Raw genomic sequence first — 24,200 nt, 5'->3', positions numbered from 1 at the left:
GACACTGAGTGCCGTTGACTAAGTCACTGTCATCTAAATTTAGGATGATTAAGCGTTAAACAATACGTTGTCACACGCACTGAAGACTGGTTAAGAAGGACAGATAGAATGAGTAAAGTACTAAATTCAACGCCACAAGCAGATGGCTTTCGCATGCCAGGAGAACACGAGCCACAAGAACAAGTTTGGATGGCTTGGCCAGTACGCAAAGACAACTGGCGTAATGATGCTCTTCCTGCTCAGCGCGAGTTTATCAATGTGGCGACAAGTATTGCTCAATCGACTCCTGTGACCTTTATTGTTGGTGCCGAACATTACCAGCAAGCTCGCCAAGCCATACCAGAGCACATTCGTGTTATTGAAATTGCGTCTAACGACAGCTGGATGCGAGATATTGGGGCCACTTACGTTATTAACGATCAAGGTGAACGTCGCGCTAATAATTGGCAATTTAATGCTTGGGGCGGAACGCTTGATGGCTTATATGATGATTGGCAATTAGATAATGAGGTTGCCAATAAAATGGCCACCGTGACAGAAGATGACACATACAATGCCCCTCTGATTCTTGAAGGCGGTTCTATTCATGTGGATGGTGAAGGTACGCTTTTCACAACAGAAGAATGTTTGCTGCACCCGAGTCGTAACCCAGATTTAAGCAAAGAGCAGATTAAAGCCTTATTGAAAGACTATCTCAATGTAGAGACTATTATTTGGCTAAAGGAAGGTCTGTACAATGATGAAACGAACGGACATGTAGACAACATAATGCATGTGGTCCGTCCCGGTGTGGTAGCGCTCACCTACTGTGATGATGAACATGATCCGCAATACGCCATCAGCCAAGCAGCGTATCAAACATTGAGTCAAAGCAAAGACGCTAAAGGCAGATCATTAGAGATAATTAAACTTCCGATGCCGGGGCCACTTTTTGTTTCCGAGCAAGAAGCTCAAAATCTTAATACAAGTCAATTTATGGAACGACAAGCTGGTGAACGCCTTGCGGCGTCTTATGCAAACTTTTTAGTCACCAACCAAACGGTTATCCTTCCTATGTTAGACGAAAGAACCGACGATCAAGCAAAAGTAATTTTACAAAAAGCTTTTCCTCAACACCAAATCATCGGCGTTTCTACTCGCAATATATTGTTAGGTGGTGGAAACATTCACTGTATTACACAGCAAGTTCCAAAAAAATAACGCTATTCTACTGTCACTGATTTTGCTAGATTCCGGGGCTGATCAACATCAGTCCCCTTCACCACGGCCACATAATAAGACAAAAGCTGTAATGGAATAGTGTGAACAATAGGTTCCAAAATACTGTCTACTTTTGGCACTTCAGTAAAGATAATATTTTCTTCATTATGAAGGTCTGTGTCTTTATCAGCAAAAACATAAAGCTCACCACCACGGGCCGCTACTTCCTGCAGGTTAGACTTTAGCTTATCTAGCATGTCGTTATGGGGAACAAGAGCAATAATAGGCATATCTTCGTCTACTAACGCCAACGGCCCATGTTTCAATTCTCCTGCTGGATAGGCTTCAGCATGTATATAGGAAATTTCTTTAAGCTTTAATGAGCCTTCTAATGCAATTGGATACATGGTGCCACGACCCAAAAACAAGGCATTATTTTTGTTCGCAAATCGATCAGCCACTTTTTTGATGTGTGCATCTTGCTCTAACGCAGAATTTACATAAGCAGGCAAAGAGCGCATAGCTTGTACTAATTCTTTTTCTTTCTCAGCAGACAAACCATTTTCCACTGCGATAGCAACACTGGTAATTAATAATGCCGTTAGCTGAGTAGTGAAAGCTTTTGTTGAAGCAACACCAATTTCAGGACCCGCATTAGTTAGTAAAGTAAGCGCTGACTCACGTACAAGCGTACTGGATGGAACGTTACAGATTGCTAAGGTTGTTAAATAGCCAAGTTCTTTGGCCATGCGTAACGCGGCTAATGTATCGGCTGTTTCACCAGACTGAGACAAGGTTAAAAATAAGGTTTTCTTCGGAACAGCCACTTTTCGGTAGCGATATTCACTGGCCACTTCGACACTACACGGCAAGCCAGCAAGATCTTCTATCCAGTATTTTGCCACTAGGCCAGCATGGTAGCTGGTACCACAGGCAACGATATGAACGTTTTCAATTTCTTTTAGAAAAGCAGAATCTGCACCAAAACAGCCGGTTAATACTTTGCTTTCGCTAATGCGACCTTCTAGACAAGCACTGATTACTTTTGGTTGTTCGTAGATTTCTTTCATCATGTAATGACGAAATTCACCTTTGTCTGTTGCATCGATACTGTGATTAAAAACATTTACAGGACGATCTTGTATTTCACCTTTAGCATCGTAAATAGTGACATGATCACGAGTCACATCAACTACGTCACCTTCTTCTAAAAAAATAAATTGGTCTGTAACGTGTAATAAGGCAAGCTGGTCTGATGCAACGAAGTTTTCTTCAATACCAACACCAACCACTAATGGGCTGCCTTTACGTGCTGCTATAAAACGTTCGTTGTCATCTTTCTGCACAACACCAATAGCAAATGCGCCTTCTAATTTAGTCAGGCTCGCTTGAACGGCTTTAAGTAAACTAGGCTGAGTTTTCAAAGCATCATGTATAAGGTGAACAATAACTTCTGTGTCAGTTTCTGACTTAAAATCATAGCCTTTGGCTTTTAATTCTCGGCGAAGGGGTTCGTGATTTTCAATAATACCATTGTGAACCAAAGCAAGATCACCACCAGAAAAGTGCGGGTGGGCATTGGCTTCTGTTGGTTTACCATGTGTTGCCCAACGGGTATGAGCAATACCAATTTTTCCATCTAAAGGCTGAGCTTCAAACTTGTCTTTTAGTGCCTGAACTTTACCAACTGCACGATGGAAAAAAACGCCTTCTTCGTTGTTAATCGCAATACCAGAAGAATCGTAACCTCGATATTCAAGACGGCTTAATCCTTCAATTAAAATTTTCGATACATTACGACGTGCAATCGCGCCTACTATTCCGCACATGGTGAATCCTTTTCTACTGACTCTGAATACTTTCTTATCAGAGTAATGATAAATATGATTTAAATGACAAACTTATGTTTACCAAAAACGTTGGAGCGTATTGTTTAATTATTTTTTAACAGGCCTTGGCCAATTGTCTTTATTTGTTTGACGTGCTCTAGCAAACGCTAATTGTTTCTCATCAACGTCTTTAGTAATCGTTGAACCTGCGGCAATTGTTGCACCTTCTTCTACTTTAATAGGTGCAACCAGAGAGGTGTTAGAGCCAATAAAAACGTTATCGGCTACTTGTGTCAGATGTTTATTTACACCGTCATAATTACAAGTAACCGTACCAGCACCAACATTTACATTAGCGCCCATTTCTGTGTCGCCAATGTAACTTAAATGATTCACTTTACTGCCTTCACCAATAATCGCTTTTTTGGTTTCAACGAAGTTTCCTATCTTGGCTTTATTTGCCAATTGAGTGCCTGGTCGCAAGCGTGCAAATGGTCCGATATCGCAGGCTTCTCCTACTTGGCTATCATCAATCAATGTATTGCTCTTGATAATGGTATTATCTCCAACCGTACAATTTTTAAGGTGGCAGTTTGGACCAATTTCAACACCGTCACCCAACACAACCCTGCCTTCAAAAACGCAGTTCACATCAATAATGACATCTTGGCCAGTTATCAATTCACCACGAACATCAATACGCGATGGATCAAGTAGGCTTACGCCGTTTTGCATCAAATGAATTGCTTGTTGCTGCTGCAGTTCACGCTCCAATGCTGCAAGCTGAACACGGTCATTCACACCAGCGACCTCTGCTTCATTTTCTGGATTAACGGTTACAATATCGACACCGTCACGAGCCGCCATAGCGATAATATCTGTCAGGTAATATTCACCCTGAGCGTTATTATTTGTTAAATCAGCAAGCCAAGTCTGTAGATGATTGTTTGGCGCTAACAAAATACCAGTGTTCACTTCGTTGATTTGAAGTTGGCTTTCTGACGCGTCTTTTTGCTCTACAATGGCAATAACTTTGTTTTGTTCATTTCGTACGATTCGGCCATAGCCTGTTGGATTATCTAGACAGATAGTTAACAAAACCAAGCTATTAGGCGTGGATTGCGCTGTCATTTTTTCAAGTGTTGTTACCCGAATAAGCGGCACATCACCGTAAAGGGTTAAGGTCGCACCATTGGCTTGTAAAAAAGGCGCCACTCTCCGTAAGGCATCACCTGTTCCTTGAGGATCGTTCTGCCAAACAACATTCGTTTCGAAGTTTTGGCAATTTGCTTCTACCTGTTCGCCTTGATGGCCAACCACAAGATGTAATTTTGCACCTGTAATCGAGCTCGCCGTCGAAAGCACCCGATTGACCATGGGAGCACCGCCAATTTTATGAAGCACTTTTGAAAAAGCAGATTTCATTCGGCTGCCTTTTCCGGCAGCTAGAATTACAATGTCCTGGGTCATGAAACGTCCTTTGGAAACTAAAAACTATAAATAAACAGATGTTGAAGCTATTAAATCGTTTTACTAAAATTGTCACAACCTAAATTGTCACAAATAAAATGACAAAAATTAAATAAACCCCATAAGCCTATGATTTATAAAATATCTATGTACAGGAAACAAAAAAATTGTCAGAAAGAAGTCTCCTAAAAATGGCTAAGAGAAGTCTGTTTAGGACACATATTACATTCAGTCTGCAGCAACTCAACCAGCAACCTTGTCGCCGGTCCAGTACGCTGGCCTTTACCGAAAATGGCATAAAGATGAAAGCTTCGCTCGCCACCCGAAATCAGGTCTAGTTTTTTTAATTTTCCGACCTTTAACTCACTTTCAATATCGGCCCTCGGCAACCAAGCAAACCCTATTCCACTGACTACAATTTCAAGTGCTGACTGTACACTGGAAACTGTCCAGCGCCTCTCTGTTCCTAACCAACCGGCATCGACCGAGCTTTCTACGGCAGAATCTCTAATAACTAATTGCAGCTCACGACTTAAGCGCTCGTTATTGATAGGAGCACCTTCTTGAAACAAAGCGTGATTAGGAGACGCCACCGCCATCAGCTCTACATTAACAATAGGATCCGCTAAATAACCTTTTGGTACTAACGAGGTTAACACCAGATCGGGACTGCCCAATTTTAACGCCTCAAGACCACCACTTAATACCACTTCTTTAAGCTGCACCTGAGTGCCTTGGCTTTGTGGCTCAAAAGCATTTAATGCTCTCAATAAAGCAGGCGTTGGAAACACCTGGTCAACGACAAGCTCTAGCTCAGGCTCCCAACCCTGCCCAAGTGTATGTGCTAACTCTTCTAGCTCTACCGCTTCTTTTATTAAATGTCGTGAGCGACGTAACAACACCTCACCTCTTTCTGTGAGCTTGGCTTTTCGTCCTTCAATAATCAGTAAAGGGTAACCCAGTTGTTCTTGGAGTTTGGCAACGGTATAGCTCACAGAAGATTGACTCTTATGCAGCGCCTCCGCCGCTTGGGCAAAACCGCCTTTATCAACAACCGACTGCAATACTCGCCATTGCTCTAATGTCACTCTTGGTGCTTTCACGGTTTTCTCTCTTTAAATTAAACAGTAAATAATGCCAACCACTAACAAAGTATCGTATTTTTCGATAGATATCTTCTAAAAATACCGCTTTTTAATCAATTTTTTTGACCTTATGATAATCCCATTACTAAAGATCTAAGCCAGACAATCGAACCGATTAGGTTCAATACACAATTATGGAGAAAACAGATATGGCAACTTTATTACGTATTGATTCAAGTGCTTCAGGCGAGAACTCAAAATCCCGTCAATTAGCAAATGAATTTGTTGAAAAGTGGATAGCGAAAAACCCTAATGGCCAAGTCGTTTCTCGTGATGTGGATGCAAACCCGCTCCCACATTTCACAAACGAAACATTAGGCGCTCTATTTACCCCAGAAGAAAACCGCTCAAAAGCACAAAAAGAAATTTTTGCTATTGGTGATGAGCTGATTGATGAAATTGAAGCAGCTGATGTTATAACGGTTTCTGCACCTATGTATAACTTTGGCATTCCTTCAACATTGAAGTCTTATTTTGACTACATTGCTCGTGCTGGTCGTACATTTAAATACACCGAAACAGGCCCAGTTGGATTATTAAAAAAAGATGCTTATGTGTTTGCAAGCAGTGGAAGTTTTTTGGCAGAAACCCCAATGGACCATCAAGTCCCTCACATTCAAACATTTTTAAGCTTTGTTGGTATATTTGTGAAAGGGACCTTTATTGCAGGTGGTCAAGCAATGGGCGAAGCAGGTGACACATCATTTAATGAAGCAAAAGCAAAAGTTTCAGCAGCAGCATAGAAAGCTAACTAGATAAGCCCCCTTTTTCTTATATTAAGAAAACCGACGGAACTACTTCTCTCGGTTTTCTTCTTTTTTAAAATTAATAAACTATTCGTTAAAGGCCATTAGCTTTTAATGCGATTCTCTTACGCTGCACATCTATCTCAATCACCGTTACCTTGACCACTTGACCAACACGTACCAAGTCTCTTGGGTCTTTGACAAATCGATCCGCCAGCTGAGAAATATGAATCAAACCATCTTGATGTACCCCAAGGTCAACAAAAGCACCAAAAGCAGCCACATTTGTCACTACGCCCTCTAATGTCATACCTTCACGTACGTCTTCTAGTTTTTGCACACTCTGATCAAAAGACGCATAACGGAACTCAGGCCGCGGGTCACGACCAGGTTTAGCAAGTTCATTTAAAATATCAGAGTAGGTAAAGTCACCTGCCTGAGAAAAATTAGGCGCTAATAATAAAAGCTCTTGTAAAGCACGACTATTATTCAATAAATTTTGAGCTTTGAGCTTTAAGCGCTCAGCCATATTTTGTACAAGTGGATAAGATTCTGGATGGACACCTGATTGATCTAGAGGTTCTGTACCATTTAAAATTCTGAGAAAGCCGGCACATTGTTCAAAACATTTATCGCCAATGCCTTTTATTTTTAATAATTCAGCACGAGACTCTATTCGGCCTTTTTGTTGTCGATAATCCACAATATTCTGCGCCAGTCGATTAGTTAAGCCAGATACATAAGACAACAAAGAAACTGACGCTAAATTAATATCAACACCAACGCTGTTCACACAATCTTCTACGACATTTCCTAACGACTTTGTTAATTGAGACACCTTTACATCGTGCTGGTACTGGCCGACACCAATAGCTTGCGGGTCAATTTTTACTAGCTCCGCCAATGGATCTTGAAAACGCCGAGCAATAGAAACTGCACCTCGTATCGTGACATCTAAATCAGGAAACTCCTGTATTGCAATAGGTGATGCTGAATATACAGAGGCACCAGCCTCACTTACGACCGTTACACGACAGTCAAAGTTCGCTTCAGTAATTAATTCGTTTACTAACTTCTCCGTCTCTCTTGATGCGGTACCATTACCAATAGCTACCCAACTAATTTGATGCTTGGTAATGAATTTAGACAATACAGTATTAGCCTCTTGAATACGGCTCTGTGGCCCATGAGGGTAAATAACGCCATGATCAAGTACGTTACCTTGCTCATCAATCACTGCTAACTTAACACCATTACGAAAGCCTGGGTCAACACCAAGCACCCTATACGCTCCTGCGGGAGCCGCCATTAATAAATCTTGAAGGTTATCAGCGAAAACTTGGATAGCACCTTCTTCTGCTCGGTCTTTTAATTGTACAAGAACATCTGCTTCTAATTTTGCTAGCAGCTTATTTTCCCATGCGATATTTAAATATCGCCATTGAACTGTAGTCATGCTTTGAGTTCTTTGTACACTCGAATCAAGTAATTGATTAAGGTGAGGAAAAATTAATTCTCTCGGGTATCCATTCTCTCCCTTCAAAGAGACATTAAGTTTTAATATAGATTCTTTTTTTCCTCTAAATAAAGCTAATAATCTATGAGGTGGCACCTTATTAATGCGCTCTTGATAATCGAAGTAATCTCTAAACTTTTCACCTTGGTCTTTTTTCCCCCGTAAGACTCGACTTAACAAAATACCATTTTTAAGTAATTCTACTCGACCTTTTTTTAGAATATCACTGTCATTCGAAATTGCCTCACTCAGAATTTCGATAACACCCTCTAACGCGACTTCAGGCAAAATCTTTAGATTGCTTTTCTGACACCAAGCCTGAATAGCAGATAAGCTGTCTGAACGTTCTCCTGACCAAATCGATACCGACAAAGGTTGTAACCCTTGAGACTTAGCTTCATCAGCTTTGCTTTTTCGTGTTTTTTTAAATGGTGCGTATAAATCTTCCAATTCATTTTTAGAGGTAGCCACTTCGATCTTTTGTATGACAGATTTAGAGACTCCAGGAATTTCTGATAATAAAAGTAGAATACTCTGTCGGCGCTTATTAAATTCAACTAGATATTGCCACCGATCAAAAAAAGATCGTAAATCCATATCACTCATTCCACCTGTATTTTCTTTTCTGTATCTTGCAATAAAAGGAACAGTTGACCCTTCTTCAAATAATTGAATAATGTTATCCGTGTATTTTTTTAAAATAGAAAACTCGACACTTAAAATTTTTGATATGGAATTCATTTATTATCCTATTGTTTACACTTTTATAGCGGTTAAAATACATCATTTGATTAGCATATTTTGTTTTTTTTTATTAAACTCCAAATACAAAATGGACACTCAAAAACATACTAAATGTACTGATAGAAATACAACGATATTTAATATAAGAATTAGCACTCTGCTTAAATTAAAAAGTCTGATATTACAGAACCATATATAAATAGACCTTTTAATTTTTTAGCCACAATTCTAACACTTATCACTGGACGTAAAAGATGAACCTATCACAGTACAGAACAACCTTTAATCCGTTCTGAGCAGATAACTAGGAGAAACAAATGAGCTTATTATTAGAATTAGCAGGCAATAAAGCAAAAGCACGCGCAGCAGCAAAAGAGCTGAACGTTGCTCAACTTGAAAACCTGATAGCTGGCTTCAACAACGCCCTTGAAAAAGCGAAAGAAGAAGAAGCAGCACAAGCAGAACAACAAGCGCTTAAATCTGCACGTGCAGAAGAAATTGCTACATTGATTGCAAAAAGCGGCTTAACAATGGAAGAAATAGCTCTATTGAGCACTCCAAAAGCTGGTGCAACCAAAGGAAAAACAGTTGAGCCTAAATACCGACTAACAGTTAATGGCGAAACTCATGAATGGACTGGCCGTGGCCGCACACCAAAAGTATTCCAGAAATACTTTGATGCTGGCAACAGTCGTAAGAGTGTAGAAATTAAATAGTTTTGATTTAATCAAATTCTATAATAAAAAAGCGACTCCTGAGTCGCTTTTTTATTATCTAAATCTAGAGGATTTAAATTTATTCATTAGTAAATAAACATAAATACTCTATTATGCTTTTGTATAAATCAAATCCCAAACGCCATGCCCTAGACGCTCACCTCGTTGTTCGAATTTTGTCAGTGGACGCCATTCTGGACGTGGATGATATTTACCAACTCCAGCAGCGTTGGCATAGCCAACTTGTTCTTCCATTACTTCCATCATATGCTCCGCATAAGGTTGCCAATCTGTTGCCATATGAAAGTAACCGTCTTCTTTTAAGACATTAGCCACTTGTTGAGCAAATAAAGCCTGAACAATACGACGCTTGTTATGTTTCTTCTTATGCCAAGGATCTGGAAAGAACAATTGGAAAGCACTCGCTGTTTTCTGAGGAAGGCAATTTGCCATAACTTCAATCGCATCGTCACAATACACTCGAATATTTGTTACACCTTCCTCTTTTGCCAACATCATTAACTTAGCAACACCTGGCGGATGAACTTCAATACCAATAAAATCTTTTTCTGGTGCAGCCTTTGCCATTTCGACTAAAGATGCCCCCATGCCAAAACCAACTTCAAGTACTACGTCTGACTTTCGACCAAATACAACTTCATAGTCAATTCGTCCATCAGCAAGGTCTAAACCATATTCTAACCAATTCGCTTCATAGTTCTTTTGCTGACCTTCAGTCATGCGTCCACCACGTACAACAAAGCTACGAATGGTGCGTTTTTTAATAGGTTCTTGAGTTTCTACATTTTGCTCTGGCATGTTTTTTATCGCTTAGTTTATTCTGTGTAAATCAATCATAAATTTTGGCCGCTATCCTACCCGAAAAACCATAGCCTGTCCTGCTTTGTTCCGTTAATTCAGTTTTGGCTATTATTCACTTTCTTAAACCGCCACAACCTTATAGCTAAACCACTCCAAGCCAGCAGATAACATACACCGCCCAACGGCGTAATCGCACCTAAAAAGGTATAACCTGTTAAAGCCATAATATACAAACTGCCAGCAAAAATTACGTTACCAGCAAAGAAAAGAATGAGTAGACTCATGACTGAAGGGATGTAGGAAGATAAAGCAGTAACAATTAACCCAGCAAGGGAATGATACATAAGATATTGGCTTGCCGTATCCCACCAACCTAGAGACTTAATATCAAAAACATCAGTCAAAGCATGGGCACCGAAAGCACCCGCCATAACTGAAACTGCTGCTTGCAATGCAAAGAGTGCTGCCCATCTAGAAGGAAAAACAGCTAAATAATTACCATCACAAGGCATTCATTATTCCAATACATTCAGATAACCATTACTACCAACTGCATAGTAACGACTACCAAGACCGTAAGCTAACGCCATAACACTGGCACCTGAAGGTCTATTTTTTACTGTGTAAAGCTCCCACTCCTTTTGAACCACACCAGTACTGACTTGAACTAAAGAGACTTTACTATTTACTTCACCAATCAAAATAGACCTGCTATCACTAGCAAACACAGCCTCGCTGATCGTCACTTTACGGTATTTCAAAGCACCCGTATCTATTGTCGTTAATTCTTTGCCGGTTCGAGTGGACCAGATTTTGGCCGTACCAAGTTGGGCAGCACCAAATGCATATTTACCATCAGGCGATAAAGCAACAGTCGAAATAGTGTTACTTAGCGTCCATTCGTATTTCTTTTCCCCTGTCACTATATCCCATAAAATCACTTTGGATGAAGCATCACCCGTTAACCCCAATCTAGAGTCTGGTGTAATATCGACAGCTTTTACGGTTGAACCCGTTCGTAATGTCTGCTTAATACCTCCTCGCTTAACATCAAAAAAGCGAGCAGTTTGATCATTCAGTCCAACTAAGGCGTAGTCGCCATCTTGAGTCAATTTTAAAGATTTAATGTCTCCAGGCGTCGTCCAAAAACCATCTGGTTGACCCGTTAACGTACTCCATAATACAAGGGTGCGGGTACTGCCTGTTGCAGCATACTTTCCACTAGGATCGATATCTACTGCACTTAAATCAGTAAATTCGCCTGAAACATGATTCCAATTGAAACTACGTTCGTTTCTAGCACTTCTCCAGTAACTTCCGCCATGCTGAATAGAGCCAACCAAAGCAGAGGCGCCATCATCGCTCAAAACAGCCGAATACAACCCCTGCACAGCATACTGCGCAGTTCTAACTGGAGCTTCTGCAGTACAAGACAATAATGCAGCTGCAGAACAGATAAGAAGGCTGAATTTAAGCGCTTTTTTCACTGTGCGCTTCATGTAACTCCTTAATCAACTGATCTTCATGTTGAAATCGTTCCGCCATCACTACAATTAACGCCTGCAGTGCAAAAGGCAGAGCCTCAAGCTGAGCATTACAATGCTCTTTAGTGTCATATTTATCATGAAATTCAATCGCAATCTCTGTTGTACTTTCGATCAGTGGCAACACTCTACGTAACAGCACCACAGCACTATCATCATCAAATTCTTTTGCTTCTATCGCAAGCTGCTCGTACACAGTAAAGTGCCCTGCAGACACATAGTCCACCAGCATTTCACAAGCAGATTGAATTTTAGGGGTATCCATTGGTGTAAATTCACCACGATCACGAAGATATACCCATGCTTCAATTAACTGTCGACGCTGCTCTAACCAGCGATCAATGATGACATGAACACCACCCCATCGCTCTTGAGCTGTTTTACAACTTTCTAACATAGGCAAACTCCATCAGGCGATAATTGCTATTAAAAACCTTAGATCAAGCATATTCCCATCCGTTACCCCCTGCAAGACTATAGCCTGAGAGGATTTGTAACCTTTTAATAGCCTAATGTTTTTTTCTTAGTTTTCAACGCAATAATAATATTGATTAAGGCCATACCAGCGAACGCTACCAAGGTCCAACCAGGAATACTAATACTTAGAAAAGTCCAAACGACGTCCCCACACTCACCTGTGCCCATAATCATAGCTTGCATAATTTCTTGCCATGGAAATACATCAAACATGTAGCTAAGGCCTGGCAAACAAGCAGGCAACTGATCTTCAGGCAGTTGCTGTAAATATAAATGGCGAATCGCCAACGCCGCTCCAATTAAAGACAGAACCACCACAACCCAAGAAAAAAACCGTCTTGCTGTTTGACTACCCGTTAATGCGGAAGCTAATGACACCAAGCCCACACAAAGAAAAACAATACGTTGCAGCATACACAAAGGGCAAGGCTCTAGGGCCATTTGATATTCCATATAAAAAGCCACAGCCAAAAGAGCAAAAGCAACAAACGCGACCAATCCATGAAAACGACGAGCAGATAAAAAACCGACCATATATAAATTCCTAAGTTAACAAAATAAGCGTTTTAAAATAAAATAGAAGACTTAAGACAGTAGGAAAACAGGAAAGTGCAAAATTACTACTGACAGCAAGCTTTAATGCCAGTTAGTATACTGTTTATTGGAATGAATATGAGAGTTCAAAATGTCATTGATGATATCCCTACGTAACAAATCGCTATTATTTACTTTATTTTTACTCGGCTGCATCATGAGCCACATGAGTTATGCGGAAGATGCCGAAGCATCCACACCAGCTTATATTGAATTGATTCCAAACTTTGTAGTAAACAATGTAGGGGATGGTACTCGACTAAAGTACATTAAAACCAGTATTAGCATTCGTACAACCGAAAGCCAAAAAGCCATAATTGAAGCAAACATGCCCTTAATAAGAGATGCGTTAGTGATGTTTTTAAGCTCACGTACAACCGAACAAGTTACTGGAGCGATTGCTAGAGAAAAAACCCGAGAGGAAGGTGCTGAAGTTGTAAATAAGGCATTACAAGAAGAAACTGGACTTTCACCAGTCAAAGATCTTTTGTTTGCTAGCTTTGTTACTCAATAAAAAACCTTACAAATATAAGGTGCTACACCTCAAATAGAAAAAGTAAAAAAAAGCGCCCTTAATACTTCGGTGCTTTTTTTATTTTGTTGTCATTCATGTAAGAACATTTAAACAATTGATAGCTATAATTCTGTTATGTCATCAGGATCGACATAACCTGTTAATTTATCTGTCGCTTCATTATTTAAAAATTTATCCATTTGCTCCATCACATATTTGCGAGACTCTGGCAGCATAAGATTAAGTTGTTTTTCATTAATCATCATGGTTTGTAACAATTGCCATTCTTGCCATGCTTGCTTAGAAACAGTTTGTAGAATTTCCTGACCTTTCGCACCTGGTAAAGGTGCGCGATCTAACGCCTCCATGTCCTTTTGAAACTTCTTACAGAAAACAGTATTCGACATAAAGATAACTCACAATTAAAAATAGATGTTTTCAATAATGGCGTCAAAGCATGAAAAATCAAGGTTTATCAAAGTCTAATGTAGGGATTGTTAGAAATAGCTTCGAGATAGGCCAATTAAAACAAACATTATAATAAGTCTAAAAATAGAAGGTCGCTTATATTTCAGCCATACAAACCCAATACCAACAAGCACAACATCCACCCAGCTCAATAAGCTTGATGTTCCAATTGGATGATACAGAGCAGCAATTAATATACCGACAACCGCAGCATTCAGACTGCTAAGAGTAGAGCGAAAAGTAATATTAGCAGATAATTTCTGCCACACATTTTGTGCGCTTAACATAAACAGCAAACCCGAAGAAAACACAGCCAAGGTGGCAATACCCGCCCAAAACCAAAGGCTTTCACCTTGCGGCGCTACAGAAGCACCAAGAAAACTCGCCATGGTAAACATTGGTCCCGGAACGGCTTGAGCTGCCGCATAGCCCAATAATAAATTAGACTCTGTCACCGTATCAGACACAAACGCTGACAACATTGGCAACACAACATGTCCACCGCCAAACACCAACGCGCCAGCTTGATAAAAATCAGCGAATAAACCACTCAAACCATCAGCAAAGAAAAAACTAACAACAAACAAACCTACAGCGAGAATCAAGAACAGCCAAGCAAACCGAACTTTAGGCAAAGCTACCGCTGTATTCGAAGCAGACAAAGGCACGAAAGCACCAACACAAGCGGCCAAAAACAACACAATCAAACTCGCAAAACCAAAAGGATAATAAACGAGAAAAAGCGCACTACAAAGCGCGATGCCAGCCATAGCCTTGCCCTGACAAAATGATCGCCACATGCTCACACAAGCATCAGCCACTACTACTACAGCAAGTAATTTTAAAGCATGCACAACAGCATCAAAAAACACAGACTCTTGCCATGCTTCACCGAATTTAGCCAATAACACCATGACTACAAAAGAAGGCAAGGTAAAGCCAAAGAACGCTGCCAAGCCACCAATAAAGCCAGCTCGATGATAACCAAGTGCGAAGCCGACTTGACTCGAACCAGGCCCTGGAACGATTTGACTTAACGCAACCCATTGAGCGTATTGTGATTCTGTCGCCCACTTTTTAAGTTTAATGAACTCTTGGTTAAAATAGCCTAAATGTGCAGCAGGTCCCCCAAAACTGGTAAAACCTAATAAAAGGAAAGACACGAAAACTTCACATAAACGATTAAAATAGGAAGGGATTTTATCAGACATTATTATTTCCAACTCATGTAGCTAACGTATTTTTTCCAAGAGACTTCGAACCGGTGCAGGCAGACCTACTTTTAATGCATCTTGCTGATCAAACCATTGATATTTATCACCCTCCATAACCAACTGCATATCTGAGATTTGAATTTGGCTTGGTGAAATATCTAAATGGTAATGACTAAACGTATGCCGAAAAGATGACAAGAGTGTGACAGATGAGACTTGAGTCGCAAAACGTTGCTCTATATGCAAAACGACAGACTCTTCTGATGCCAATTCTGGCAAGCTCCATAGACCACCCCAAATTCCAGTCTGCGGGCGCTTCTCCAATAGTAATTGCCCCTGTTGATTCATCAATATAAGCAGTTGAATGCTTTTTACTGGTTTTGCCGCTTTCTTAGGTTTTCGAATAGGGAATTGAGTTGGGTCTTCAGTGAGCCGACCTTGGCAATCACTTTCTAATGGACAGATTAAACACTGAGGTTTAGAACGAGTGCAGAGCGTCGCCCCTAGATCCATCATAGCTTGAGTGTAGTCACCACAACGCTCACTTGGCATATAGCTTTCCGCTAAATTCCACATAGCATATTCAGTTTTTTTTTCACCTGGCCAAACGGGTACAGCATGAAAACGCGCTAAGACACGTTTCACATTACCATCTAAAATTGCCGCTTGAACACCGCGAGAAATAGACAATATCGCCGCCGCTGTAGAGCGACCAATACCTGATAGTTCACACACTCCCTCAACAGTTTTTGGGAACTCACTATCAAGCTCATCAACCAGCATTTTCGCAGCTTTATGCATGTTACGAGCCCGAGCGTAATAGCCTAGTCCGCTCCAATGGGCCAACACATCATCCTGTTCTGCATTTGCCAACGCTTCTACTGTCGGAAATGACGCCATAAACTTACGATAATAAGGGATTACCGTCGTTACTTGCGTTTGCTGCAACATGATTTCAGAAATCCACACTCGATATGGCGTTTTGTTTTCTTGCCAAGGTAAGCTTTTACGCCCGTGCTCATCAAACCACGCTAGAACACGGGGCGCAAAATTTTCAACTGGCTGCATTAATCTCTCACATTACTCTTTTATATAGCTTGTTTTAATCGATAATTGATTAAAACAAGTCTTTCAATTTACTTTTAAGCTTTTCTTTAAGCCTTTCTTCTTCCGCTTCTTTTTTAGCGTCGAATTCAGCTTTAAGGCGTGCTTTTTCTGCATCTGCTTTCACCTTAAGTTTAGCTTTCGCTTGGTCTGAAAACACCCCAGTAAAACCTTTAAAGTCAGGACGACATAAGCCTGCTGGGTCAGCACTAAATAAGCCTTTACATAAAATAGGAAAGGTCAAGTTGGCAACATCTTCATCTACCTGGCAAGCATCATCAAGAGCACTTCCTGGAAAACTCACATTCGCTTGATAATCTAAAGACGACTCTGTTAGAGACACTACACCATTACCAGTAACTTGAAGACCCACAGAGTTGATGGTTAAACCTGGTGTAGAAACTTGACCATCGACAATGTGTGCAGGGAAACGCATGGTTTCAAACGGTGTATTTTCACCAAATTTACTATCGTCCATTGCTTCACCACGCAACGTCGTAACTCCAGTACATACAGACTTGGTTAAGCTTGTCCCTTCTAAGGCACCATTTCGGATATCAACCAAAAGATCCCCTTGCAGAGAAGCCATCAAATCATCCACTTGATTTCCTTTGGTAGATAATTCCCCATTCAAAAAGGTGGCGCCTGAAATGTTGTCCATATCCATAAAATCAACAAGCAATGGCTGAATCTGTACGCCATCTATAGACGGTACTACGTTAATTAAAGGCGTATTACCACGAACGTCTAAACTTACAGTTGAAGCCACATTACCTTCGTATAAAGACGCTTTTAATGGCGATACTTTAACCAGACCATTGGACTGAGTAGAGTCAAACTCTATTTTGTCGATTTTTAAGTTTTTAACAATTAGGTTTTCAAACAAAACACCGACATGCCCATTCAAGCCACGAATAAGCTCGACAGGAAATAAGTCTCCTTCTTCTAAAGCCTCCGTAGTGGTCTTATCATTTGACGCAACCTCAGCATCACCTTCTTTAGATTCAACTGGGGTTGGTAAATAACGATCTAGGTTTAAATCTGCTCCTGCAATTCGCACATCCCAACGCAATGGAGATAAGCCCAACACAGCATTCGCTTCTATTTTGGTATCATCCATTACCAAAGAAATAGGCTGTGCAGTAATCGTCTTCATATTACCTTCTAAGGAAATATTAGCTTGAATTTTTGTAAGAGCAGTATTATCTGACATATCAGGCAATGTGATATTTAAGCGCTCCATTACTTCTCTAGGATTAAATTCACCTAACGATAGTACCGCTAAAAATTCAGGTTCACTCAACATTTGATACGCCTGAATTCTAGCGTCAAGATTCATATCCAAGGCACTAAGCGTAAGACCTTCAATTAAAAGATTTTCTTGAGGCAAATCAACATCTACTTTTATAGCACTTAACTTACCTTCAAGTGGGCTAGCTGGAAGAAGGTCGCTCTCTAATGACCCTGATAACACTAAGGCATCTAGTGATAAATATTCTCGCTCTGGAAACACAGATAAGTTCGCGTTCAATGTAGCATTTGCTTTTATAGGAGAATTGCCTTGTAGATCACTTTGAGTAAATGCGATGTCCATCGCCATCGGCCAAGCTTTGTCCCACTGTACATCGTTTAATCGAACATCTAGGGTCGCATTAATAAGCTGATCGGCTTGTTCATCACGGTAAATAACTTGTGCATTCTCAATTCGCAACTCAGCAAGCTGTAGATTTGGTATAACAGGAGTCGATGACGAACTTTCTGTGTCGCTAACAACGGCTGCAGCTGTAGCTGTCACAGTTTGTTTTGTCACTGTCGAACCATTTTTTTCAGGCAATTCTAGCTGCCAATTACCTTGCCCATTCGCATCTTTATTTAAACTGGCTTTTAAATTAACAAGATTAACTTTATCGACCTGAATTTTTCGTTCAAATAACGGCATGATAGCTAGACCAAATTCAGCCCGATCAAATTGCAAAATTTCAGCGTCAGAACCAAGCGCCACCCCTATATCTTCAAGTTCCAAACCAAGCCAAGGAAAGAAAGACCATTGTATGTCTCCGTCTAATCGCAAATTCACATTCGCCTTATCTAAAGCGACAGCTTTCAATTCGTCTTTAAAATTATTGGGATTTACAAATAAAACAACTGATATCAACAGCACTGCGAGCAAGGCTATCAATCCTACAACCAACAATGACAATCGCTTTATCCAAACCATGACGAACTCCTTATAAAATATAAACCTTGTAATAAATAACGCTATAAAGCGCCACACATGAACATGTTATTACTTCTGGATAAAGTTATTTTACTTTAAAACAACCTTAATAATTTTAGATACTTATGCTAAAAGCGTGCAAAAACAAAAATCTGATAGCGTTATCATAGCATTCGAAGCTAAGGTTTATCGATCCAATAGATACAACTCATGAAAAACACATAGCCAAACCATAGAAGCCTGAGAGCCCACGTTCTATAATAGGCGACTTATGTCTTAAAAAGCAGCGACTTTATCGTTGCAATTACCGTGGAGAAACCAATCAATGTCCGACCGCATTGCTAGTGTAGAGCGTAATACGCTTGAAACTCAGATCAAGGTAACTATCAATTTAGATGGTACAGGTAAATTTAACTGTTTCACTGGTGTCCCTTTCCTTGACCATATGCTCGAACAAGTTGCACGTCATGGCTTAATTGACTTCGATATTCATGCTGTTGGCGACCTCCATATCGATGCACACCATACAGTAGAAGATTTAGGCATAACTCTAGGTCAAGCTTTTGATATTGCAGTAGGCGACAAAAAAGGCATCAAACGTTATGGCCACGCCTATGTTCCTCTAGATGAAGCGCTGTCTCGTGTTGTTATCGATTTTTCTGGCCGTCCAGGGTTAGAAATGCACGTACCTTTCACACGTGGTTCAGTTGGTGGGTTTGACGTAGATTTGTTTTCTGAATTCTTCCACGGTTTTATCAATCACGCGAAAGTGACTTTGCATTTAGACAATCTGCGCGGCAAAAACACACATCACCAAGCCGAAACCATTTTCAAGGCTTTTGGTCGTGCACTACGTATGGCACTAGAAGTTGATGAACGTATGGCTGGTCAAATGCCTTCTACTAAGGGCTCCTTATAGTCTTTTGTATCTCGCAGCAAAGAGCAACATTTAAGACCCAATATAAGTTCAGTAAAAGTTGAATACATATGAGCGAAATTAAAAAATCCACCGTAGCCGTTATTGATTATGGCATGGGCAACCTTCATTCGGTTGCTAAAGCGCTTGAACACGTTGCTGATGATAATATTACCGTTGTCGTTACCAGTGACCCAGCGGTTATTGATGCTGCCGACCGAGTATTACTTCCTGGCGTTGGCGCCATCCGTGATTGTGTTGGTGAAATGTATAACGCAGGCTTAGTCCCAAGCATACGTAAAGCCATGGCTGAAAAACCATTTTTGGCTATTTGTGTAGGTATCCAAGCTTTAATGTCTCACAGTGAAGAAAGTAAGGGAGTGGATTGCTTGAACCATTTTCAAGGCAACGCCCTTTTCTTTGGTGAGAAACATAAAGACTATGATGGCAGTAAGTTAAAAGTGCCTCACATGGGCTGGAATCAAGTCAAGCAAACCATCAAGCACCCACTTTGGGCTAACATCCCAGACAATGCGCGCTTCTATTTTGTACACAGCTTTTATGTTGTGCCAGAGAACAAAGAAGAAATAGCGGGCACCTGTGATTATGGTTTAAATTTCTGTGTAGCGTTGGCCCGTGACAATGTTTTTGCTGTTCAATTTCATCCAGAAAAAAGCCATAAAGACGGCCTTCAACTTTACAAAAACTTCATCCAGTGGGATGGCAAGCCTTAAATGCGCTTAACAACTAATATTTGGAGCTATTTATGGGTTTAGCAAAACGAATTATTCCTTGTCTTGATGTAGATAATGGCCGTGTTGTAAAAGGTGTTCAGTTCCTTGATATTCGTGATGCCGGCGACCCTGTTGAAGTAGCAAAACGCTATGATGAACAGGGAGCGGACGAAATCACCTTCCTGGATATCACCGCCAGTTCTGACGACCGAGCAACGACGGTTCATATGGTCGAAGCCATTGCTAGCCAAGTGTTTATCCCCCTTACTGTTGGCGGTGGCATTCGTACTTGTGAAGACATTCGCCGCATGTTGAACGCGGGAGCAGATAAGGTTGGTATTAATACGGCTGCAGTTTTTAACCCAGAATTTGTTCGTGAAGCAGCTGAACGCTTTGGCTCACAATGCATTGTTGTTGCTATTGATGCGAAAAAAGTTAGCGCTGAAGGTGAGGTCGATAAATGGGAAATATTCACTCATGGCGGCCGTAAGCCTACTGGTTTAGATGCCGTTGAATGGGCGAAAAAAATGGTCGAATACGGTGCTGGGGAGATTCTACTAACCAGCATGGATCGTGATGGGACAAAAAATGGGTTTGATCTTGGTGTAACGCGCGCGATAAGCGAAGCCGTTCATGTTCCTGTGATTGCTTCGGGCGGCGTTGGTAATTTAGACCATTTAGTTGATGGCGTCATCAAGGGTAAAGCAGATGCAGTGTTGGCTGCCAGCATTTTCCATTTTGGCGAATACACTGTCCAAGAAGCAAAACAACGTATGACAGACGCTGGTATCGAAATGCGCTTGTAGAGTTTGCAATGAATGTGCACTTGGCAGCCTTCGCTTGCTGAGGGTAAGTTTTGCCGAGTACAATCCTCGGCATTACTTTTACATTAAGCTTTTTCCTTCGACGCTACTTTGGACTTGGTTTTTATCTTAGACTGGGCTTTATTTTAAACACTGTGCTTTAAAACATAGAAGGATGACTCTTCTTGACCACTTTATCAGATGCATTACAAGCGCTGGGGAATCATTGCCAGCAAGACCCTTCGGCAGCATTAACCTTTCATAGAGGTGTTGAGCGTGAAGCTCTACGAGTCAGTCGAACAGAAGGCCGTATTTCTCACGCCCCTCATCCTAAAGCCCTAGGCTCAGCGCTTACGCATAGTTCAATTACAACAGATTACTCTGAATCTTTGATGGAGTTCATCACCAAGGTTCACCCAAGTGTTGAAGGTGTCGTAAAAGAACTTGAGAATGTACATAACTTGGTTAACCATGAAATCTACAAACAAGATGAATGCTTGTGGCCAGCAAGTATGCCTTGTTATTTAAGTAACAATGAAGATGTTCCTATTGCGGACTATGGTGAATCCAATACAGGAAAGCTAAAGCGTGTTTATCGTGAAGGTTTATCAAATCGTTATGGTCGTATTATGCAATGTATCGCAGGCATGCATTATAACTTTTCATTTGATGCTGACTTCTGGTCTTTCTTAGAAAATCACAAAGGTCAAAGCAGCTTAAACACAGCTCAAAAACAGGCCTTTCAGTCCGAAAGTTACTTCGCTTTGATTCGTAATTTCCGCCGAAGCTCTTGGATGCTATCTTTATTGTTTGGCGCATCGCCTGCTATTGATGAAAGCTTTTTACCCAAAAAGCCAAGCATTTTAAGTGAGTTAGACAAACAAACCTGGTTTGGCCCAAGAGCCACCTCTCTTCGCATGAGTGATTTGGGCTACCAAAATAAAGCTCAAGCCGATTTGTATGTTTGTTATAACGAAGTCGACACTTACATCAAAACGGTTAAAAAAGCACTTCAAACACCGTATCAAGCGTATCAAGCCATTGGTGTGAAAGTGGATGGGAAATATCGTCAATTGAACAGTAACTTGTTGCAGATCGAAAATGAGTATTACAGCGACATTCGACCTAAGCGTGTCACTCAACCAGGTGAACACCCAAGTGCTGCGCTGCAGTCTCGTGGCGTGGAATACATTGAAGTCCGCATTATGGATTTAGACCCAACCTCACCCATCGGCATGAAAGCTTCTACGCTTTACTTCATTGATGTATTTTTAGTCTATTGCATGTTGCGTGGCGACGAACATTTAGACATGAATGAATGTAGCCAACTACGAAAAATGCAGCAAGAAGTGGCGTCACATGGTCGCGATTTAGATATGAATTTCGATTTTGGCCAAGGCCCTATTAAACTTCGCACTAAAGCAGAGGATGTACTCACCGAATTAGCTGAAGTTGCGAATTTCTTGTCGGAAAACACAGGAAACGAGTCTTATAAAGAAGCGGTTAAAATTCAAGTTAACAAACTGAAAAACGAAGATCAATTACCTTCAGCTCAGTTGTTAGAGCTCTGTAAAACCAAGCAAGGCTTCCAAAATGCTATGCTTTCTGTTTCAAAAGAACAACAAGCTGAGTGGATGTCTCGCCCACTTCCTGCTGAGGTGATTACTGAATTCACTGCAAAAGCAAAAGCGTCATTACTAGAGCAAGCTGAAATTGAAGCCGCTGACACCGTTGATTTTGATACTTTTTTAATGGACTACTTAAAGCCTCAATAAATCACACTTACTTCCAAAACATAGACATAAAAAAAGCCTCACATGAGGCTTTTTTTATGTCATATCTTCACAACGAATTATATTCAATATAATTAAGCGTTAGGAGATATGGGAATTTGCTCTAGATTTTCAAACACTAGCCATTCTGACAATTTAGTTCGAAGGTCATCAATACCATCACCACTCAAAGACGAAAAGGTCTGAACTGAACCATCTACACCCAAATTCTTAATGGTTTTTTGAACCGCCAACATAGTAGATTTTGCAGGACCACGCTTAAGTTTGTCTGATTTAGTTAGTAGCACATGCACTTTCATGCCGTTGGATTTTGCCCAATCTAACATCATCTGATCGAATTCTTTTAGAGGATGGCGAATATCCATGACAAGAACAACACCTGCTAAAGAGCGACGATTCATTAGGTAATCTTGCATATGTGCTTGCCATACTTTTTTCATAGCAATAGGCACCTTCGCAAAACCGTAACCTGGAAGGTCAATCAAACGGCGATCTTCAATGTTCAATCCGAAGCAGTTAATTAGCTGAGTTCGTCCTGGTGTTTTTGAAGTACGAGCCAGCTTTTTTTGATTTGTAAGTGTATTTAACGCTGTGGATTTACCCGCATTGGAGCGCCCCGCAAATGCGACTTCGACACCTTGGTCTAAGGGACATTGTGAGAGTTTCTCGGCACTTTTAATAAAGTGTGCGGATTGAAAAATGGAGTCAAAAGGGGTCATAAGTTGATATTCATCAGTAGATTTAGATTTGCATTAATATTTATTTCGCTAGCTGTATATAATGCCAGCAATCAGGATGATTTGCCATGTTAAACCTAGAAAGCGACTTCAATCACAACAATTGACCTTATTTAACGGTAAATAATAAATATAGAGATGTAAATATTATGTAAACTTATCAAAAATTTAGAACCTTCAGCCTCTAATGGAATCGTATTCTGTAGTAATTCTGTGCATGATGTACGAATACCTTTAAGCAAATATAATTAGGAGCAATCCATGACAAAGCTGTTTTCAGCCTTCATTCTTTCTTTCTTCGTCTCACTTAGCGCTGTTGCGGCAGATTATAGTGACGGTAATGGCTACACAACGATTAAGACACCGGTTCGTACAAGCGACCCAAGCAAAGTCGAAGTGACAGAAATCTTTTGGTATGGTTGCCCTCATTGCTATAGCCTTGAACCAATCACTCACGCTTGGGCAGAAAACACACCAAGCGATGTAGACTTTAAGTTTCTACCTGCTGTATTCGGCCGTAATTGGCTAGCCCATGCAAAAGCTTTTTATGTTGCTGATTTACTTGGCATTGAAGATAAAATGCGCGCAGATATTTTTAATACTATCCATGTTGAGCATCGTAATCTAAACTCTGAAGATGCATTAGCTAGCTTTTTTGTTAAATATGGCGTCAGTGAAGACGAATTTCGCAAACAATACAATTCGTTTGCTGTAAATAGTCGCTTAAGCCAAGCTGATGCAAAAATACGTGCATACGGAGCTCGTGGTGTCCCAGGTTTAGTCGTGAATGGTAAGTATTTAGTGACAGCTGAGACAGCAAATGGCAATGCAAACATCTACAAAGTAGTTGATTTTCTTATCGAGAAAGAACGTCAAAAATAATATTAAATGAGGCG

Annotated in this window: 23 protein-coding genes; 9 read left to right on the top strand and 14 right to left on the bottom strand. The window is 40.6% G+C overall.

Features of this window, described 5'->3' with window-relative positions; genetic code table 11:
• The first annotated feature begins 108 nt into the window (after positions 1–108).
• Positions 109–1,200 (top strand): agmatine deiminase, encoded by a 1,092-nt coding sequence (gene aguA / locus IF202_RS08495; RefSeq protein WP_191594443.1) that lies wholly within the window; start codon positions 109–111, stop codon positions 1,198–1,200.
• A gap of 2 nt (positions 1,201–1,202) precedes the next feature.
• On the opposite strand, the gene glmS is transcribed toward aguA, so the two are convergent.
• From glmS to IF202_RS08480, 3 genes are all read right to left on the bottom strand, one after another.
• Positions 1,203–3,029, bottom strand: a complete 1,827-nt coding sequence (gene glmS / locus IF202_RS08490) for a glutamine--fructose-6-phosphate transaminase (isomerizing) (protein ID WP_191594442.1) — start codon at positions 3,027–3,029, stop codon at positions 1,203–1,205.
• A 108-nt stretch (positions 3,030–3,137) separates the two neighbouring features.
• Positions 3,138–4,499, bottom strand: a complete 1,362-nt coding sequence (gene glmU, locus IF202_RS08485; RefSeq protein WP_191594441.1) for a bifunctional UDP-N-acetylglucosamine diphosphorylase/glucosamine-1-phosphate N-acetyltransferase GlmU — start codon at positions 4,497–4,499, stop codon at positions 3,138–3,140.
• A gap of 185 nt (positions 4,500–4,684) precedes the next feature.
• Positions 4,685–5,602, bottom strand: coding sequence for a LysR family transcriptional regulator (locus tag IF202_RS08480; RefSeq protein ID WP_191594440.1), 918 nt, complete (start codon positions 5,600–5,602; stop codon positions 4,685–4,687).
• Positions 5,603–5,793: 191 nt separating this feature from the next.
• On the opposite strand from IF202_RS08480, the gene IF202_RS08475 reads away from it, so the two are divergent.
• A complete protein-coding gene (locus IF202_RS08475) occupies positions 5,794–6,387 on the top strand; it encodes an FMN-dependent NADH-azoreductase (RefSeq protein ID WP_191594439.1) in 594 nt (197 codons plus the stop codon).
• A gap of 97 nt (positions 6,388–6,484) precedes the next feature.
• Here IF202_RS08475 and IF202_RS08470 read toward each other — a convergent pair whose 3' ends face one another.
• Positions 6,485–8,647, bottom strand: a complete 2,163-nt coding sequence (locus tag IF202_RS08470; RefSeq protein WP_191594438.1) for a Tex family protein — start codon at positions 8,645–8,647, stop codon at positions 6,485–6,487.
• A 320-nt stretch (positions 8,648–8,967) separates the two neighbouring features.
• Here IF202_RS08470 and IF202_RS08465 point away from each other — a divergent pair, with 320 nt between their 5' ends.
• Positions 8,968–9,366: an H-NS histone family protein gene (locus IF202_RS08465; protein WP_191594437.1), complete on the top strand. Its 399-nt coding sequence runs from the start codon at positions 8,968–8,970 to the stop codon at positions 9,364–9,366.
• A gap of 111 nt (positions 9,367–9,477) precedes the next feature.
• Here IF202_RS08465 and trmB read toward each other — a convergent pair whose 3' ends face one another.
• From trmB to IF202_RS08440, 5 genes are all read right to left on the bottom strand, one after another.
• Positions 9,478–10,185 (bottom strand): tRNA (guanosine(46)-N7)-methyltransferase TrmB, encoded by a 708-nt coding sequence (gene trmB, locus IF202_RS08460; RefSeq protein WP_191594436.1) that lies wholly within the window; start codon positions 10,183–10,185, stop codon positions 9,478–9,480.
• A gap of 98 nt (positions 10,186–10,283) precedes the next feature.
• Entirely contained in the window at positions 10,284–10,700 is a 417-nt protein-coding gene (locus tag IF202_RS08455) for a DUF423 domain-containing protein (protein ID WP_191594435.1), read from the bottom strand.
• Positions 10,701–10,703: 3 nt separating this feature from the next.
• Positions 10,704–11,687 carry a WD40 repeat domain-containing protein gene (locus tag IF202_RS08450; protein ID WP_191594434.1) on the bottom strand — a complete coding sequence of 328 codons (984 nt, stop codon included), beginning with the start codon at positions 11,685–11,687 and terminating at the stop codon, positions 10,704–10,706.
• Positions 11,659–12,129, bottom strand: a complete 471-nt coding sequence (gene rsd, locus IF202_RS08445) for a sigma D regulator (RefSeq protein WP_191594433.1) — start codon at positions 12,127–12,129, stop codon at positions 11,659–11,661. The genes IF202_RS08450 and rsd overlap by 29 nt, the downstream gene beginning before the upstream one ends.
• 104 nt (positions 12,130–12,233) lie before the next feature.
• Positions 12,234–12,743 carry a disulfide bond formation protein B gene (locus tag IF202_RS08440; RefSeq protein ID WP_191594432.1) on the bottom strand — a complete coding sequence of 170 codons (510 nt, stop codon included), beginning with the start codon at positions 12,741–12,743 and terminating at the stop codon, positions 12,234–12,236.
• A gap of 151 nt (positions 12,744–12,894) precedes the next feature.
• Between IF202_RS08440 and IF202_RS08435 the strand changes: the two genes are divergently transcribed.
• The gene (locus IF202_RS08435; RefSeq protein ID WP_191594431.1) at positions 12,895–13,317 is read left to right on the top strand and encodes a flagellar basal body-associated FliL family protein; all 423 of its coding nucleotides are present in this window, start codon (positions 12,895–12,897) and stop codon (positions 13,315–13,317) included.
• Positions 13,318–13,439: 122 nt separating this feature from the next.
• Here the strand turns inward: IF202_RS08435 and IF202_RS08430 are convergent, their stop codons facing one another.
• The 4 genes from IF202_RS08430 to IF202_RS08415 all read right to left on the bottom strand — a co-directional run bounded on the left by IF202_RS08430 (position 13,440) and on the right by IF202_RS08415 (position 18,321).
• Positions 13,440–13,724: an oxidative damage protection protein gene (locus tag IF202_RS08430; RefSeq protein WP_191594430.1), complete on the bottom strand. Its 285-nt coding sequence runs from the start codon at positions 13,722–13,724 to the stop codon at positions 13,440–13,442.
• Positions 13,725–13,814: 90 nt separating this feature from the next.
• The gene (gene chrA, locus IF202_RS08425) at positions 13,815–14,996 is read right to left on the bottom strand and encodes a chromate efflux transporter (RefSeq protein ID WP_206705426.1); all 1,182 of its coding nucleotides are present in this window, start codon (positions 14,994–14,996) and stop codon (positions 13,815–13,817) included.
• A 21-nt stretch (positions 14,997–15,017) separates the two neighbouring features.
• The gene (mutY, locus tag IF202_RS08420; RefSeq protein WP_191594429.1) at positions 15,018–16,067 is read right to left on the bottom strand and encodes an A/G-specific adenine glycosylase; all 1,050 of its coding nucleotides are present in this window, start codon (positions 16,065–16,067) and stop codon (positions 15,018–15,020) included.
• Between the two features lie 49 nt (positions 16,068–16,116).
• Complete coding sequence (locus IF202_RS08415) at positions 16,117–18,321, bottom strand: AsmA family protein (protein ID WP_191594428.1); 2,205 nt, start codon at positions 18,319–18,321, stop codon at positions 16,117–16,119.
• A gap of 325 nt (positions 18,322–18,646) precedes the next feature.
• Between IF202_RS08415 and hisB the strand changes: the two genes are divergently transcribed.
• The 4 genes from hisB (at position 18,647) to gshA (ending at position 22,549) form a co-directional block, all read left to right on the top strand.
• On the top strand, positions 18,647–19,240 hold the full coding sequence (hisB, locus tag IF202_RS08410; RefSeq protein ID WP_191594427.1) for an imidazoleglycerol-phosphate dehydratase HisB: 594 nt from the start codon (positions 18,647–18,649) through the stop codon (positions 19,238–19,240).
• A gap of 68 nt (positions 19,241–19,308) precedes the next feature.
• Positions 19,309–19,971 (top strand): imidazole glycerol phosphate synthase subunit HisH, encoded by a 663-nt coding sequence (hisH, locus tag IF202_RS08405; RefSeq protein WP_191594426.1) that lies wholly within the window; start codon positions 19,309–19,311, stop codon positions 19,969–19,971.
• 32 nt (positions 19,972–20,003) lie between these two features.
• Positions 20,004–20,777 carry an imidazole glycerol phosphate synthase subunit HisF gene (gene hisF / locus IF202_RS08400; protein ID WP_191594425.1) on the top strand — a complete coding sequence of 258 codons (774 nt, stop codon included), beginning with the start codon at positions 20,004–20,006 and terminating at the stop codon, positions 20,775–20,777.
• A 182-nt stretch (positions 20,778–20,959) separates the two neighbouring features.
• On the top strand, positions 20,960–22,549 hold the full coding sequence (gene gshA / locus IF202_RS08395) for a glutamate--cysteine ligase (RefSeq protein ID WP_191594424.1): 1,590 nt from the start codon (positions 20,960–20,962) through the stop codon (positions 22,547–22,549).
• Between the two features lie 92 nt (positions 22,550–22,641).
• Here gshA and yihA read toward each other — a convergent pair whose 3' ends face one another.
• Positions 22,642–23,286: a ribosome biogenesis GTP-binding protein YihA/YsxC gene (gene yihA / locus IF202_RS08390; protein ID WP_191594423.1), complete on the bottom strand. Its 645-nt coding sequence runs from the start codon at positions 23,284–23,286 to the stop codon at positions 22,642–22,644.
• A 279-nt stretch (positions 23,287–23,565) separates the two neighbouring features.
• On the opposite strand from yihA, the gene IF202_RS08385 reads away from it, so the two are divergent.
• Positions 23,566–24,186, top strand: coding sequence for a thiol:disulfide interchange protein DsbA/DsbL (locus IF202_RS08385; protein ID WP_191594422.1), 621 nt, complete (start codon positions 23,566–23,568; stop codon positions 24,184–24,186).
• Positions 24,187–24,200: the final 14 nt, after the last annotated feature.

Source organism: Marinomonas colpomeniae (assembly GCF_014803385.1).
GTDB classification, from domain to species: domain Bacteria; phylum Pseudomonadota; class Gammaproteobacteria; order Pseudomonadales; family Marinomonadaceae; genus Marinomonas; species Marinomonas colpomeniae.
This window is presented reverse-complemented; position numbering and strand designations above follow the sequence as displayed.